The sequence below is a fragment of the Treponema primitia genome (genome assembly GCF_046533075.1).
Lineage (GTDB): Bacteria > Spirochaetota > Spirochaetia > Treponematales > Breznakiellaceae > Termitinema > Termitinema primitia_B.
The window spans coordinates 1-14,097 of the sequence record NZ_JAJQRB010000082.1 but is presented as its reverse complement, the minus strand read 5'-3'; the positions used below and the strand labels follow the sequence as shown (position 1 = coordinate 14,097).

Annotated in this window: 16 protein-coding genes; 10 read left to right on the top strand and 6 right to left on the bottom strand. The window is 51.4% G+C overall.

All coding sequences use genetic code 11. From position 1 onward, the window contains the following. On the bottom strand, window positions 1-265 hold a 265-nt coding region (locus LQZ19_RS16720), incomplete at its 3' end, for a PD-(D/E)XK nuclease family transposase (protein ID WP_411048830.1). 681 nt (window positions 266-946) lie between these two features. On the opposite strand from LQZ19_RS16720, the gene LQZ19_RS16715 reads away from it, so the two are divergent. The 5 genes from LQZ19_RS16715 to LQZ19_RS16695 all read left to right on the top strand — a co-directional run bounded on the left by LQZ19_RS16715 (window position 947) and on the right by LQZ19_RS16695 (window position 4,464). Further along, window positions 947-1,666, top strand: coding sequence for a methionine ABC transporter ATP-binding protein (locus tag LQZ19_RS16715; protein ID WP_411048829.1), 720 nt, complete (start codon window positions 947-949; stop codon window positions 1,664-1,666). Next, entirely contained in the window at window positions 1,659-2,327 is a 669-nt protein-coding gene (locus LQZ19_RS16710; protein WP_411048828.1) for a methionine ABC transporter permease, read from the top strand. The genes LQZ19_RS16715 and LQZ19_RS16710 overlap by 8 nt, the downstream gene beginning before the upstream one ends. A 70-nt stretch (window positions 2,328-2,397) precedes the next feature. Beyond that, window positions 2,398-3,204: a MetQ/NlpA family ABC transporter substrate-binding protein gene (locus LQZ19_RS16705; protein WP_411048827.1), complete on the top strand. Its 807-nt coding sequence runs from the start codon at window positions 2,398-2,400 to the stop codon at window positions 3,202-3,204. A gap of 21 nt (window positions 3,205-3,225) precedes the next feature. Then, window positions 3,226-3,843, top strand: a complete 618-nt coding sequence (locus LQZ19_RS16700; protein ID WP_411048826.1) for a 5-formyltetrahydrofolate cyclo-ligase — start codon at window positions 3,226-3,228, stop codon at window positions 3,841-3,843. 33 nt (window positions 3,844-3,876) lie between these two features. Further along, the gene (locus tag LQZ19_RS16695; protein ID WP_411048825.1) at window positions 3,877-4,464 is read left to right on the top strand and encodes a DUF6657 family protein; all 588 of its coding nucleotides are present in this window, start codon (window positions 3,877-3,879) and stop codon (window positions 4,462-4,464) included. 3 nt (window positions 4,465-4,467) lie between these two features. Here the strand turns inward: LQZ19_RS16695 and LQZ19_RS16690 are convergent, their stop codons facing one another. After that, window positions 4,468-5,961 carry a CapA family protein gene (locus LQZ19_RS16690; RefSeq protein WP_411048824.1) on the bottom strand — a complete coding sequence of 498 codons (1,494 nt, stop codon included), beginning with the start codon at window positions 5,959-5,961 and terminating at the stop codon, window positions 4,468-4,470. A gap of 89 nt (window positions 5,962-6,050) precedes the next feature. Next, window positions 6,051-6,242: a 50S ribosomal protein L28 gene (gene rpmB, locus LQZ19_RS16685; protein WP_411048823.1), complete on the bottom strand. Its 192-nt coding sequence runs from the start codon at window positions 6,240-6,242 to the stop codon at window positions 6,051-6,053. Window positions 6,243-6,366: 124 nt separating this feature from the next. Between rpmB and LQZ19_RS16680 the strand changes: the two genes are divergently transcribed. Continuing rightward, a complete protein-coding gene (locus tag LQZ19_RS16680) occupies window positions 6,367-7,074 on the top strand; it encodes a DUF2259 domain-containing protein (protein ID WP_411048822.1) in 708 nt (235 codons plus the stop codon). A 73-nt stretch (window positions 7,075-7,147) separates the two neighbouring features. Continuing rightward, window positions 7,148-8,167 carry a lipoprotein TP_1001-related protein gene (locus LQZ19_RS16675; RefSeq protein ID WP_411048821.1) on the top strand — a complete coding sequence of 340 codons (1,020 nt, stop codon included), beginning with the start codon at window positions 7,148-7,150 and terminating at the stop codon, window positions 8,165-8,167. Here LQZ19_RS16675 and trxA read toward each other — a convergent pair. After that, a complete protein-coding gene (trxA, locus tag LQZ19_RS16670) occupies window positions 8,160-8,483 on the bottom strand; it encodes a thioredoxin (protein WP_411048820.1) in 324 nt (107 codons plus the stop codon). The genes LQZ19_RS16675 and trxA overlap by 8 nt on opposite strands. 123 nt (window positions 8,484-8,606) lie before the next feature. On the opposite strand from trxA, the gene LQZ19_RS16665 reads away from it, so the two are divergent. After that, the gene (locus tag LQZ19_RS16665) at window positions 8,607-9,374 is read left to right on the top strand and encodes an acyl-[acyl-carrier-protein] thioesterase (protein ID WP_411048819.1); all 768 of its coding nucleotides are present in this window, start codon (window positions 8,607-8,609) and stop codon (window positions 9,372-9,374) included. On the opposite strand, the gene LQZ19_RS16660 is transcribed toward LQZ19_RS16665, so the two are convergent. Next, window positions 9,371-10,555 carry a hypothetical protein gene (locus LQZ19_RS16660; protein WP_411048818.1) on the bottom strand — a complete coding sequence of 395 codons (1,185 nt, stop codon included), beginning with the start codon at window positions 10,553-10,555 and terminating at the stop codon, window positions 9,371-9,373. The genes LQZ19_RS16665 and LQZ19_RS16660 overlap by 4 nt on opposite strands. Before the next feature lie 14 nt (window positions 10,556-10,569). Further along, window positions 10,570-13,272, bottom strand: coding sequence for a hypothetical protein (locus tag LQZ19_RS16655; protein ID WP_411048817.1), 2,703 nt, complete (start codon window positions 13,270-13,272; stop codon window positions 10,570-10,572). Between the two features lie 31 nt (window positions 13,273-13,303). Here LQZ19_RS16655 and LQZ19_RS16650 point away from each other — a divergent pair, with 31 nt between their 5' ends. Together LQZ19_RS16650 and LQZ19_RS16645 are read left to right on the top strand one after the other, a co-directional pair. Then, on the top strand, window positions 13,304-13,579 hold the full coding sequence (locus LQZ19_RS16650) for a hypothetical protein (protein WP_411048816.1): 276 nt from the start codon (window positions 13,304-13,306) through the stop codon (window positions 13,577-13,579). A 124-nt stretch (window positions 13,580-13,703) separates the two neighbouring features. Then, a partial coding sequence (locus tag LQZ19_RS16645; protein ID WP_411048815.1) for an Rpn family recombination-promoting nuclease/putative transposase occupies window positions 13,704-14,097 on the top strand: 394 nt, incomplete at its 3' end.

The following is a 14,097-nucleotide window of genomic DNA, read 5'->3' as shown; positions in this document are numbered from 1 at the left end:
GGTGTATGTCCAGACGGACCGTTTTACCGGTAAGGTACTCCGGGAGGAGTTCGTTATTCTGAATGTCCAGGGAAGCGACGGGGCGGCCAATACAGGCGGAGAGGAGATGACGCAGGGCGTCACGGGAGTCCTCGTTATCGTCGGTAAAGAGGCTTTTAAAAACAAAATCCGAAAGGATATCTAGGGGAACGCCTTTTTCTGCGTTTTCCGTAGCCTTGCGGCGCAGTTCGCCCCAGAAAAAGGGGACCAGGAAAGATAGTTTCATAACAGCTCCTTTGTGGGCCTAAGCCCAGGTTTTAAGCGGCGACTCTTCGGCCCGCTGCGTATATAGGGGAGTTATGCTGAAAAACGCTTTAGTCTGAGGATCAATTTTTTGAAAATTCGTATGGGGTGAGCCCGGTGAAGCCATGCGCAGACTGGGTTTTCGAAAGCACACAACTGGTCGGGGGGGCCTGTCAGGAAGGAAACGTATGGGGCCTCCCAGAGGGTCCCTCCATACCTTTCCTTCCTGACACCCCACTCCGTACTCGTTGTAGGTGTGCTTCCGTGCCGCGTGGGCGCATGGCTTCACCGGGCCGGTTCGCCAAATTATGCGCTATGCGACAAAGGCCCCCTATGGACCCCCTAAACGGCTCGGGAACGCACACACACTAAGTTATCGGGGTGACAGTGGAACAAATATCAGGGGGACCCTTTGGGGGTTCCTGATATTTGTTCCAGCTGGCAGGACCCCATACTTCGTTTTAGTGCGTTCCCGGTAACCTAATCGGGGTCCATAGGGGGTCTTAAACCTACCTATTGACATTTTTTTCGCCATTGTCTATTCTACTGGTATTCCGATATGTTTTGTATGATATATAGACCAGAGTATACGAAAAGGGCGGTATCAATTCTATGGCTTTTCATAATATGGTTATTTATTCCATATATTAAAGAGGAAAAGTTCATGATTACCGTTAAGGGAGTATCAAAACAATATGCTGCAGTGTCCGCCCTTCAAACTGTGGACCTTAGTATCCCCACAGGAGGCATTTACGGCATTATCGGGAGAAGCGGCGCCGGCAAGTCTACCCTGCTGCGGGTTATGAGCCTCCTGGAGGCCCCGGACAGCGGGGAAGTATTTTACGGAGATGAACGGGTGGATACCCTGAGGAGCGGAGAGCTTTTGTTAAGGCGGCGGCGAATGGGTATGATTTTTCAGAATTTCAACCTCCTGGGCTCCCGGAATGTGGCGGGGAATATCGCCTATCCTCTGGAAATTGCGGGGCTTCATAAGAAGCAGATCCATGAACGGGTGGATGAGCTGCTGGAACTGGTGGATATACAGGATAAGCGTAAGGCCCGGCTCCGGGAGCTTTCCGGCGGACAAAAACAGCGGGTGGCCATTGCCCGGGCCCTGGCCGCAAAACCGGAGGTGCTTTTCTGCGACGAGGCGACCAGTTCCCTGGACCCCCAGACGACCCGGTCCATACTTTCCCTGATCTGGGATCTCCACGAGAAGCTGCATATTACGGTGGCCCTGATTACCCACCAGATGGAAGTTATCCGGGCGGTATGCCAGGAGGTGGCGGTGATGGAAGGGGGGCGTATTGTGGAAACCGGAAGCGTAAAGGCGGTATTCGAGGCGCCGAAGACTGCGGCCGCAAAGGAGCTGATCCATGGATAGGGAAAAATTGTTTGCCCTCCTGGGTCTCCTTCCCCAGGCTACGGCGGACACGGTCTATATGACCCTGGCCTCCACGGTTTTTGCCTCTATCCTGGGCTTCCCCCTGGGAATCTTCCTCTACTGTACCTCTCCTACGGGGCTTAATCCCCGGATACTCCCCTACAATGCGCTGTCCCGTGTCGTGAATCTGTTCCGTTCTCTTCCGTTTATCATCCTGATGATCCTGCTCATCCCCCTGTCCCGGTTCATCATCGGTACCAGTATTGGGCCCACGGCGGTGATAATCCCCCTGTCCATTGCGGCAGCCCCCTTTGTGGCCCGGATCGTGGAGGCGGCCCTCACGGAAGTTGACGGCGGGATACTGGTTGCGGCAAAGGCCATGGGGTCCACCACCATGCAGATCATTCTCAAGGTGCTGATCCCCGAGGCTCTGCCGGCCCTGGTTTCCGGCATGGCCTTGACCATCATCAACCTGATCGGCTACTCCGCCATGGCCGGGGCTATAGGCGGCGGCGGTCTGGGAGACCTGGCCATACGGTACGGTTACTACCGGTTCAGGACCGATGTAACCATCGCGGCGGTGATCATCATCCTGATTCTCGTAGAAATAGTACAGCTTACCGGTACTGCGGTGAGCCGTAGTTTGTTATCAAAACGTTGAGTTCCGCAACAGACTTCTGTTTTTTGCGGAACCCACAAAATATTTTTTAATAATTCTTAGGAGGAATTAGATGAAGAAGATGTCCGTAAGCATACTAATTGTGTGTATCGCTATTTTTATTGCATTCCCGGGGTGCAATAAAAAAACCTCTTTGGGGCTCTCTACCCTGACCGTGGGCGCCACCCCGGTTCCCCATGCGGAACTGCTCAACCTGGTCAAAGATGATCTGGCTGCTCAGGGGATTACCCTCAAGGTGGTGGAATTCACCGACTACGTAACCCCCAATACCGCCCTCATCACAGGGGATCTGGACGCCAATTTCTTCCAACACATTCCCTACCTGGCAAGCAACGCCGAATGGAAGGCCGCCCTGGTTGCGGCCTTTGGGGTTCATATTGAACCCTTTGGAGTTTATTCCGCTTCCATCAAGAACATAGCGGACCTCCCCGAGGGCGCCACCATCGCCATCCCTAACGATCCATCCAATGGAGGCCGGGCTCTGTTACTGCTCCAATCTAAGGGCATCATCACCCTCAAGGCCGATGCGGGTATTACCGCTACCCCCCAGGATATTGCCACTAATCCCAAGAACCTCAAATTCCGGGAACTTGAAGCCGCCCTGCTTCCCCGGTCCCTGACCGACGTGGACGCCGCAGCCATCAACGGCAACTATGCCCTGGAAGCGGGCCTCAACCCCGCCAAGGACGCCCTGATCATTGAGGGAGCGGACTCCCCCTATGTAAACATCGTGGTAGTGAAAAAAGGTAACGAAAATGACGCCCGGATACAAGCACTGTCACAGGCCCTAAGGTCCACGAAGATCAAAGACCACATCACCAAGACCTGGACCGATGGAAGCGTGGTAGCGACTTTCTAAAAACTTTGCTATTCTTGTTTCATGGTAAGCCCTAAACAAGAACTTCGTAAAACCCTAAGGCAGCAGCTTGCGCAACTTAGCCCGGAAACCTTTCGAAATGAGGGTATCCGGGCTGCGGAGTTTATGGCCGTCTTTCCCCCCTGGCAAAACGCCTCCACAGTATTGCTCTTCCTCTCCGCCCCCGGTGAAATCGAAACGGCGTCCCTTTTGGACCTGGCTTTTAAGCAGGGGAAGAAGGTTTTTCTCCCCAAGGTTGAAGGGGACATCGCGCGGTTTTTCCGTATCAAGTCCGCCGAGGGTCCCTGGCAAACCGGGGCTTTCGGCATACGGGAACCGCTTATTGAAGGGCCGGTCTTGCCCGAAGAATTTCCCCAGCGGGCAGGTGAAACCGGAAAAACAGAGGAAAGCCCGGCGCTGATGGTGACGCCCGGCATGGCCTTCGATAGGCAGGGTAACCGCATGGGCCATGGCAAGGGGTATTACGACAAATTTTTCGCCAAACTGGACGGGCTTGGCGTGCCCTATATCAGGGTAGCGTTTTGTCTGGAACAGCAGATACTGCCCGAAGTGCCGACCGAACCCTGGGATAAAACGATGAATGCCATTTGCTCCGGGGCGGGTTTAATTAGTATTTTATAATAATATATAGAAACAAACACAAAGGCGGAACAAATGAGCAGGATAAAAAGCGCTCTGGAATTGGCCCTGGAAAGGACCGAATCCGTAAAGAGCGATAAGGGCAGCATCGATCAGTTTGAGGCAAAGCAGCGGGGGAAAAAGCTGGCCAATGCTTTTTTGGAAAATCCCAAGGACGGGCTGGAGGGGGAGCTGAAAAAAGCCCCCAAGGAACAGCTGGGGGCTCTAAAACAGGGCATATTCGATGTGCTTATCGCCCAGGTTACCCTCCCGGTTACCAAGGACGATGAAAAACGGATCGAAACCGCCGGGAAGGGCCTCCAGGTGGTGATTGGAGATTCCCGTTTTGGGGCGCTGTACAAGCAATTCCTTCAGGCGCTCTCCCAGTATTTGGGCGAAACAACCCAGTACGACGAAGCCATACGCCGGCAGTACGCCCCCAAACTGCGCCAAAAGGAAGAAGAACTGGCCCGGCGTCTTGGCCGGCATGTACAGATAGACCCCTTCCAGGACCCGGAATTCGTGGCGTTTTACAATCAGAACATGAACGCCCTCAAGGGTAACTACCAGGCCATGGCGGATGAGGTCCGGAAACAGGCAACGGAGCTATTTGGACAGCCTTAGACCCTACCTGGAGCGGGTATAGAAGGTTTTTAGCTCCTCCATGGGGGCAATTTTTGTCTGAGGGCCGGACAGGGTAAGGGGAAAGGGCTCGATGTAAACCAGTCTTTTCTCCAGAAATCCCAACTGTAAAAAAAGACCTTCGTCCCCGCCGCCGGTATTTTCCATCCCCGCAAAGACAAAATTTCCCAGGGACCAAAAGACAGGCTTACCTTCAATCCACTCAAAACCCTGAACGATATGGGGATGGGATCCGATGATGATGTCCGCCCCGGCCTTGATCAGATCCGTGTATATGCCACGGGTCCGGGTATCCGGCGCAGTGGTCCACTCGCTGCCCCCATGGAAGAACACCATGTCCAGGGCTTCGGCGGAAAACCCTTCCTTCAGCTTGTCCGTCCCGCCCCGGCCCGCGTGGAGTATCCCCGGTTTGTTTTCCCCCGCCGCTATGGACAGGCCATCCCAGCCGCTGGCTTCACGGGGATAGGATGCTATACCAAAAACATGAACCGGCGGAAGCTTCACTCCGTCCCAGTCGGTCCGGCTAAACACAAAGGGCGATGCGGCGGCTTCCAGGTTCCGCCCTGCGCCAAGTATGCCGATACCGGCGGCTTCCATGTGGCTCAGGGTATCCAGAAAAGCATCGGGGCCGAAATCGTAGATATGGTTATTGGCCAGGAGCACCGCGTCAATGCCCGCTTGCTGCAAAGCCCCGGCCATGAGCGGTGGAAAGCGGAAGTTGTAGGTCTTCTCCACCCTGCTTCCCCGGCTGCTCACCGCCCCTTCCAGGTTCACGATGGAAAGGTCCGCCGTCATAAGCGGACCGGCAGTTTCTCCGAAGATTCCCCCCGGGCCTTCCCGGAGGAGTATGTCCCCGGCGCCGCGGCCCAGCATCAGGTCGCCGGCAGCGGCAAGCCAGAACAGCCGGGGCCTGGTTTCCAGCAGCGGATTCGCCGCCGCAGTCCGTTCCCGCAACAGCGTTTCAAGCTCTATCCTTAAAGCCGCTGCCCTGGCCTCTTTTTTCCTGTCCCGGCTCCCCTGCCCCTCCCCGTCTGCCGGGAACCGTGCCCTGGTTTCCCAGATAAGGGGATAGCCCTCATCCCCGGCGGAAAGGCCGTCCACCCGGAGGGCTATCATCGGCGGGGACAATTCCCGCAGGGGTATCAGGGTCTCAGCCCCGGCCAGACAAGCTGCGAGGGTGGTATCCCTCCGGCCGTTCAGGGCAGTATCCCGGGGAATTAGGTAGGTCCTGGATAGGGTAAAGGCTTCGCCGCCCGTAGCGTCGTTAGTTTCAGCTTCAAACTGCCATTGGGAATAGAGCTCAAGGGTCAGATCCCGGGTAACGATATCCGGCTGAACTAGACTCAGACCCGGAGGAATTGGGTCTCCCAGGAGCCCTTGGGTGAAGGAATACGCAGTTTGAAGCTCCGATTCCCGAAAATCCGCCTCCAGGGGAGTGGCTTCCGGAAAACTAGGGCAAATAATCCCCAGGGTGACCAATTCCGGAACTCCACAGGATAAAAAAATGAGAAAAAACAGGAGTAAAAAGACGGAAAGCTTCTGCGGCGGGCGCGTTTTCGCTCTAGTCCCTAGACCTTTTTGGTGATATAGTCACTTTTAAGGCAGCGGGCGCAGATCTTAAGGGTTACCGTGGTACCCTGAATTTCGGTCTTTACCTTGAGTAAATTCGGCTTCCAGGTGCGCCGGGTATGATTCTTTGCGTGGCTCACCTTATTTCCGGTGATAGTGTGCTTGCCACAAATATCGCAGGTGCGGGACATAATAAACCTTCCTCTCGGAGTAAATTGCTCTATGAGCCTAGAAGTGTAGCGGAAAGTAAAAATAATGTAAAGGGAGATTCAAGACTTAAGATGATTTTCCGATATTAGTAAAGAGGAGAGTCTAATGGTGCAAAGAAAATCGTTCTACCTTGTGATAGCCGTCCTTATTTTCGGCGGTTTATACCTTTGGGCGGGGGATAATGCGTCTTTTGTCGACCTTGGATTTTCCCCTGACGGCAGGGTGTATATGTTTGCCCAGTACGGGGTTGAATCAAGAACCCTTAGACCCTGGGCGGATCTGGGGGTGGTGGATGTGCCCAGGAACAACTTTGTATCCGGCGGCAGGGTTTCCTATACCCATACCGATACGGTAGTCCCGGGCCAGGATGGTTCCGGCGCCCTGTTCAGGCTCATTACCCAGAATAGTACCCTGGCGGATCGCTACGGGATTAATTTCCTTCGCCAAGGGCAGCCTCTCTTTATTTCCCTGGAAACCTCTAACGGCCCGGGGGATGGCGGCGAAACCATCGAATTCCGGGATTTCCAGGCCGGCTCATCCTACAAAGCCACCCTGGTACCCACCCTTGAAGGATACGGCGCCAACCTGAAATCATCCTTTATTATTAATGTTGAAAAAACTGCCAAGGATGGTTCCAAACGGTCTTATACCGTGGGTACCCCCCAGATAAAGCGGCCCCTGATCAGCTCATACCGTGTCCGGAAAGTGATGATCGCCCCCCAGGATGGTTCCCTTATCTTTGTAATCGAGATGAAAAAACCCGGCGAAGAAGGATTTGATCTCCGTTACATGGTAGAAGCCCTAAAACTTTAAGAAAAAACTGCTTTTTTTTCTCTTCGGGTAAAGCAAAAAATTCCTCCGCAGCATATTTAGGGCGGAGGCAATTATGGCAAAGATTAATACTTCAATTTTATGGGGAACCGTTCTGCTGATTCTGGGCTTTTCCGCCTGTACCTGCTCCACCGAGCAGGCCATACAGAAGGTCCTGGGGTCCAGTACGGAAACACCGGTATTCCTGGGGGTTAAAGCGCTTAGTTCAAAGGAAATCGAATTTACCTTTTCCAAACCCGTCGTAGTATCGTCTATCAATTTTGATCCCCCCCTGGAAGTCCAATCCATAAGCGATGGAACATCGGCATTGGTGAACCTGAAGGGGGTCATGCAGGGGGGCGAACGGATCGTGGCGGATCTCCTGGTGGAGGATGAATTGGGGAATACCCTGGGGGTACTGATACCCTTCCGTTCCAGGAACGAGCGGATTCCCGGTTTGATTATCACGGAGCTGCGCACGGAATACGCCAACCCAAAGGTGGAATTTCTGGAGTTTAAAACCCTCAGCCCGGGAAACCTGGGGGCGATCCGGCTCTTTACCGCGGGAACAGGTATGGCGGAACCGGTATTCGAGTTTCCCCCAACGGAGGTTAAAGCAGGAGAGTATCTGGTTCTGCACCTACGAACCCTGGATCCCGCAAGTAAGGATGAAATTGGTGACAATCTCGCCCTTTCCCCAGGAACAGAGGCCCTTCCGGATGCCCGTGACTTCTGGGTTCCCGAAGCGATTAAACGACTTAGAAAAACCGATGTGATAATACTACTGGATCAGGATGATACGGTACTGGACGGCGTACTTCTCAGCGAAAACCCCGACAATACCTGGGCAAAGGAAGACCTAAGCCGGGCGGCGGATATTCTGGCTAACCAGAAAGCCTGGCTTCCCCCAACGGGAGGGAGCAGGAGCCTGAGCCCCCGGGATGCGGTCCCCACCAAAGGGGCTACGGCAACCAGAACCATCTGCCGGGACGAGACTGTTAAGGATACGAATAGCGCCCTTGACTGGTACATCACCGCCACCAGCCAGGCCAGCCCGGGGAAACCAAACAGCGACAAACGGTACGAGCCTAAATAAAGTCCTTGAAAAAGTTGACCATTTCATGCTTGGGCATAGCGCCGGTCGTTTGGGCCTGGATCTTGCCGCCCTTATAGAGAGCCAGGGTCGGGATAGACACCACATTGTGCTGTCCCGCCAGGTCTCCCTGCTCATCGACGTTGACCTTGCCAATTTTGAGGCGGCCGGAATATTCACCGGCGATATCCTCCAGCATGGGGGCTATCATCTTACAGGGACCGCACCAGTCGGCCCAAAAATCAATTAAAACCGGGATGGGGGACTGCAAAACTTCGGCGTCAAAATTATCCTTAGTTATCGTTACTTCACTGCTCATGGAAGACTCCTAATATTTGATAAATTAAGTCTACTGAATTCGTTGAATTTTTACAACGATATTTATGGTTGCTTTTTTTATTTTTTTCCTGCAGAATTTTGTATTATAGCATTGGAGTATATTATGGATATTTATGAGGAAAGCTTTCCCGTGGGTTTTACCGCAGTGGATGAATCCGGCCATTTAAGCATGGCGGCGGCCTTTGATTATTTTCAGGAGGCGGCCATACGGCACGCGGAGGCTTTAGGGGTTGGCAGGGCGCCCATGATGGAACTTCGCCAGGGCTGGGTGCTTTCCCGGATGTCCGTACTGATGGAGCGGCGGCCTCGACAGGAGGAGCAGATCACGGTCAGGACCTGGCCACGGGGTTGGGAAAAGCTTTTTGCCATCCGGGATTTTGATATACTGGATGGGGCGGGCATACCTATTGTACGGGCCAGAAGCTGCTGGCTTATAGTGGATATTGATAAGCGGCGGCCCCTGCGGCCCCAGGCAACAATGGAGAAGCTGCCCCTAAACGATGGCCTGAACTCCCTTGCGGACGGAGGGACCGGCCTTGAGGCAAGGGAAGCGGAGGGGTATCACCCGGAGAAGCTTGGGGAACGAAGGGCGGCCTATTCGGATATAGACTTCAACGGGCATATGAACAATGCCCGGTATGTCCAATGGATCCAGGATATCACCGCCCCGGATACCCTGATAAGGGCAAAAACCATGCGGCTGGATATCAACTACCTGAACGAGATTAAACTGGGAGAAACCTTGGAGATCCGGACCACGCCACTCCCCGCAGATTCCGCCTGCGGCTCAGCCATATCAATCGAGGGACGCCGGACCGGCGGCGGGCAGGCGGCGTTCCGTGCGGAACTGCGGCTTAACCCTGCCGTTTAGAAGCCCATACGGAGACCAATATCTATGCCAAAGCCCGCACCCTGGAAGCTTTTTAAAAACTGCTGGGATTGGGTTGTTACTCCGATACCAAACTCAATGATCCGAAAATTCAGGGCCAGGCCTACCCGCTGTTTCCAAACCAAATCCTCATAATGGGTACCGGCATCCACTCTGAGAATTCTGGCCAGGTTCAGTTCTCCGGTCACCCCAAAATCCGCGTAAATCGGCATATTGTAGATGTTGTTGAATACCAGGGCGAGCGTAGGCTTGATAGTTAGCAGCCGTATATAAAAGGGCCGGTAAACCGCGTCAATGCCAAATTTAAAGGGGCGAAAAACTACCCTGTTGCCGGTGTCTGATTCATTGGCCGGTTCAAAATCGGGAATTTCATAGTCGCCATTTATGATATCCTCAATGTTGCTGTTAAATTCAAAGCTTCCGCTCATGGTGTATTTATCACTAAGCTGGGCCGGAAAAATCGGAATGTGGGTTAGGGAACCGCCTATGACAAGATTGCGAAACAGGGGATACTCCGCCCGCAGGCTTATGTCTGCCCCGCCCTTACCAAGGATGCTCCCCGCATCAATACTAAGATCGTCAAGGGGAAGGGGGGTAAATATATCTACATCGTAATTTCCGATCACCGCAATGGTACCATCAGCTTTAGCCGCAAAGGTATAATGTGCCCGGGATTTGTCCAAATATACCAGGGGTATAAAATAGGCAGGCCGGACCGTGAATTTAATTCTCCTGATCCTTGCGGAAGCCCAGAAACCGGTTTCCAGAAAAACCGCCGCCCCCAAACCAAAATCATCGGAATAGGTCTTGTGCAGTTCGTTTCCCTGGGTTAGTAATTCAACCATTGATTGGGGTATATTAATATGCCCCAGAGAATCCATGCCGGCAAACAAACCGAAACCCCAGGTAGCCCCCAGGTTAAAATTAAGGACGGTCGCTTCGTGAGCATCAAAGAACACGCTCAACCCTTCCTTAAGATCCCCGGCCATTTTGGACAGATCCAGGGTGATGGTTTCCTTGAAGATATCCCCGGTTCTGAGATAATTGTTGGCAAAGGAGAAGCCGGCGTCGAAACCTACTTCGACAAAACGGTTGGGTTTATTCTGCGCCCAAAGGGACAGGGCAGGGAGAAAAAGTACTATCAAGACAAGCGTCTTTTTCATGCCTACCCTCATCTCTAAAATCCCGTTTCCAGAGTATACCCGGCTTCAGCCTTGATGGTTATACTTTGCACATCAATACTGAGACCCCGATCAAATTGCAGATCAGTGGTCTCCTTGGGAAACTCAATGATCAGTTTGGGAATAAAGGGGAACCTTTTCAATATCGCCATATCCGGCTTTACTTGCAGGTGCTGTTTGCTCAGATCAAATAAGGGTATCTCATCGGGCTGGTCTTGCCCCAACGGCTGATTAATCAATATAAACTTCCCCTTATTCAATCCGGCTAAATTTTTCATGTCAATATTGAGTTCCAGGGAAGTAACATATTCAAAATAGGACTCATCCGCCGCATTATTACGGCTAAAGAGATCCTCATCGCCCAGATCAAGATCCTTTATCTCAAGCCTTAGATCCTTGGTATGATCCTGAACCTCAAAAACCAAGGGTAATTCCACAAGAATATGGATTTCCGGCGATAATGTTTTGGGGTAGTCCGCAGGGTCCGTACCGGGCGGATATAGGAAGTCATGTTCTATGATAACACCTTCCTTTGCCGGCGTTACCCGATTATCATTCATTTCAATTTCATAGGTAAAGACCAGCGGATCTGTCTCCCCTGCCATTACTTTATTTATCACGTCCTTCAGATTAATAGAATTGCCGCCTCCGGGCAGCTGCGCTTCATTGTAGATATCGAAATCATACTCCCCGGCCTCAACGGACAGCCTGGGGAAACTTTCTATGACTCCGACGGCCCCCCCAGGGGTATACAGGTTCATCGCCGGCTTGGAACCAAAACTCGCACTAAAACTCTTTAATGCGGGCGTTATGGAATCAGGGCCGGTTAAATATAACTGGGCATTAATGTCCTTAAAACCTAATCCCGCATAATCGGCGGCGGAACTCAGATCAATGGGATCATCTTCCGCCTTAGGATACCGTCCCATCAATTCTTCTTTGAAATCGGCAGGCACCTTGGCCGATATGTATTTCCAGCCGAAGATCGGCTTGGCAATCGCCTGTATCTCAATAGATTTGCCGGGCTCAACATTGGCCAATTTCAGGATGGAATGGACTTTATCATAACCGCCGGGAGAGGTAGGTACCATATTAATATGAATCTCCACCCCATTAACTACCAAAGGATCGGGCGGAATCACCGGTGGGGGCGGTGTAAACGGAAACTCCGTATTATTGGTAAACTTAATATACCCATGGCTCGTACTGATAAATCCACTTTCCAGAACCTGGCTGCTATTTATATTGAGATCAGCTGCCTCAACAAACATTTCCATATTGTCCAGTCTTTCAATCTTAGTAACCTCAAGGTACACGCCTATGCCGTTTAGTATGTCGCGCTTGTCTCCTCCTGGGGGAAATTGAATATAATTAACAAGATCCGCAACATCATCCGGCACTTCGAAAATTTCTGTACGCGATAACTTTTCGTCTATGTCCGCCCCGCCGGTTGCGGTGGGACCGGAGTTTAGCGTAACAAGAGAAAAGAAATCAATGTCAACATCCACATAGATAGTGCGGTCGATAAAATACTTAGCCGCATCTTTTCTAACAGTTATGTTGTTGAAACTAAGCGAACCAGCTATAGTTACAGTCGGTTCCCCGTTGATCTTAATTGGTTCTTTGGTTAAATGTTGGCCATTAAGGCTTGTGTGTTTTTCCTCAATCGTTTCAAGGGTTAACCCCGCCTCTGTGGGGGAGGAAGCGTATTGGTGCACTTTAACAGTACCCGGTCTAACTGCGATGTTTTGCCACCATTCTTTATTTGAATCCACCTTAGGTGGAAATATTGAACCAAAGTCGAGGTTAAAATTACCTACACCAATATCCGCAGAAATAAAACCGCCGCCTATGACAAGAGTAATTGGATCGGCACTGCCAAAATCAACCTCAAGCGCAGACGAATCAACGGCAAGATTAGTCACCCCTGTTAAGTTTTCAGGGTTTTCGAAACTGGTTTCGATTTTAAGATTATAGTTTGCATTAGAATCAGCTAGATCAGGAGAACTACCGGAACCATTATGATCTATTTTTAAGGTACATTCAAAAACCGGATCCTTTGGGAATGTTTTGTTTTCGGATCCTACCCATGTCAAAGAGACGGAACCTGTTTTACTGCTATTGTTTAATGATAATGACGTACTACTTTGAACAAGTATAATGGAGGATTTTGATAATTTGAGGCTTTTAATTATAAGCAATACATTGTCTAATCCGCTGGGAAATCCACCTGGAGTGGATAACGTAAAGTCAAGTTTGAAGCTCATTCCAGGTTTAAAAGTCACCGTGTCAAACCCAGTCATTTCAAAGGGTATAGAGAGAGGTATTTCTAATTCAACTTGTAGTGGAATACCATCCCGATTTAGGGTTTTTTTACCGGCCCCCTCAATAGTTCCTATTATATCTGTCAAATCTACAGCGTTTTCAACTACGGCTGTATGATATTTGCCATCTGCATCCGGGTGAGCCATATCGTCCGGAACATCAGGAATATCATATTGAAAATTAACATCAAAGGTGTGCTCTTCTATCGTTTTCAATTGCGCCCTGATATCGACCAAGTCAACGCCGGAATCATCTCCCAGGGGCAGCGTATAATGGGCAAGGAAACGCTGATCCGTGACGCCGGGTTTTTGGTAGTCATAGAGTCTGACGTCCTCCCCAAGATCCGTGGGATCAAAGGGCAGATAATCCAACATGCTGTAATGGATGCTTCCCAGGGGCGCAGATATGCTTGGACTGGCCTTTATCACCACCTCAGAGGGGAGTATAGGCATGGACGTGGGGATACCGCAGGAAAACACCAAAACCGCCAGGGCGGTAAAAATGGCAAAATTGACCATGGGTTTTTTCACCGGGAAACTCCTTATCACTAAATGTATCGCATATGGTAGGAAATTCAAACCCTTTCTTCATAAAACGACATTAAACAACATTTATTTGAAACACCTTTTCCTTTTATTTATCGGCAAAAAGGGGCAGGGAGAGAAGCATCCCTTCCCCTAGACCGTCTGAACAATCCCTAGGTATGGGCTGCGGATTAACGCGAATTTTCACGGATTTGGTCTATTTTTTCCTTTTAACTAAAGCAAAATAGACGCCGGCGCTCTCTATAAGGCGGAGGCACTCTATGACGAAAAGATTTTATACGCCCTTATTCGACTTTATTTTCAAACTTATCTTTGGGGATCAGCGGAACATCGCCGTTCTAACCGCGCTCCTCGCCGCCGCCCTGGACTTGCCGGAGGCGGAATTCGACCATCTGACCATCATCGACCCCTACCTTAAGCGGGAGTTTGAGGATGACAAGATGAGCATTCTCGATGTAAAGGTCCACACCCAATCCGGCGCGGTGATCAACGTAGAAATGCAGGTTGAAACCGGTCAGGAATTGCGGAAACGCATAGTCCTTTCGACCGCCAAGATGCTCACCGAGCAGATCAAGCGGGGAGACGAATATAACCAAACGGAGCGGGTGGTCAGCATTGTAATCTGCGGCGGCATGTTGATTCCGGAGGAAAAGG

Coding starts and splice junctions, on each gene's coding strand:
- LQZ19_RS16710 (WP_411048828.1), top strand. CDS start 1,659: ATGGATAGGGAAAAATTGTTTGCCCTCCTGGGTCTCCTTCCCCAGGCT.
- LQZ19_RS16680 (WP_411048822.1), top strand. CDS start 6,367: ATGGTGCAAAGAAAATCGTTCTACCTTGTGATAGCCGTCCTTATTTTC.
- LQZ19_RS16655 (WP_411048817.1), bottom strand. CDS start 13,272: ATGTTGGATTATCTGCCCTTTGATCCCACGGATCTTGGGGAGGACGTC.
- trxA (WP_411048820.1), bottom strand. CDS start 8,483: ATGAGCAGTGAAGTAACGATAACTAAGGATAATTTTGACGCCGAAGTT.
- LQZ19_RS16665 (WP_411048819.1), top strand. CDS start 8,607: ATGGATATTTATGAGGAAAGCTTTCCCGTGGGTTTTACCGCAGTGGAT.
- LQZ19_RS16695 (WP_411048825.1), top strand. CDS start 3,877: ATGAGCAGGATAAAAAGCGCTCTGGAATTGGCCCTGGAAAGGACCGAA.
- LQZ19_RS16700 (WP_411048826.1), top strand. CDS start 3,226: ATGGTAAGCCCTAAACAAGAACTTCGTAAAACCCTAAGGCAGCAGCTT.
- LQZ19_RS16705 (WP_411048827.1), top strand. CDS start 2,398: ATGAAGAAGATGTCCGTAAGCATACTAATTGTGTGTATCGCTATTTTT.
- LQZ19_RS16675 (WP_411048821.1), top strand. CDS start 7,148: ATGGCAAAGATTAATACTTCAATTTTATGGGGAACCGTTCTGCTGATT.
- LQZ19_RS16660 (WP_411048818.1), bottom strand. CDS start 10,555: ATGAAAAAGACGCTTGTCTTGATAGTACTTTTTCTCCCTGCCCTGTCC.
- rpmB (WP_411048823.1), bottom strand. CDS start 6,242: ATGTCCCGCACCTGCGATATTTGTGGCAAGCACACTATCACCGGAAAT.
- LQZ19_RS16715 (WP_411048829.1), top strand. CDS start 947: ATGATTACCGTTAAGGGAGTATCAAAACAATATGCTGCAGTGTCCGCC.
- LQZ19_RS16650 (WP_411048816.1), top strand. CDS start 13,304: ATGCTTGGACTGGCCTTTATCACCACCTCAGAGGGGAGTATAGGCATG.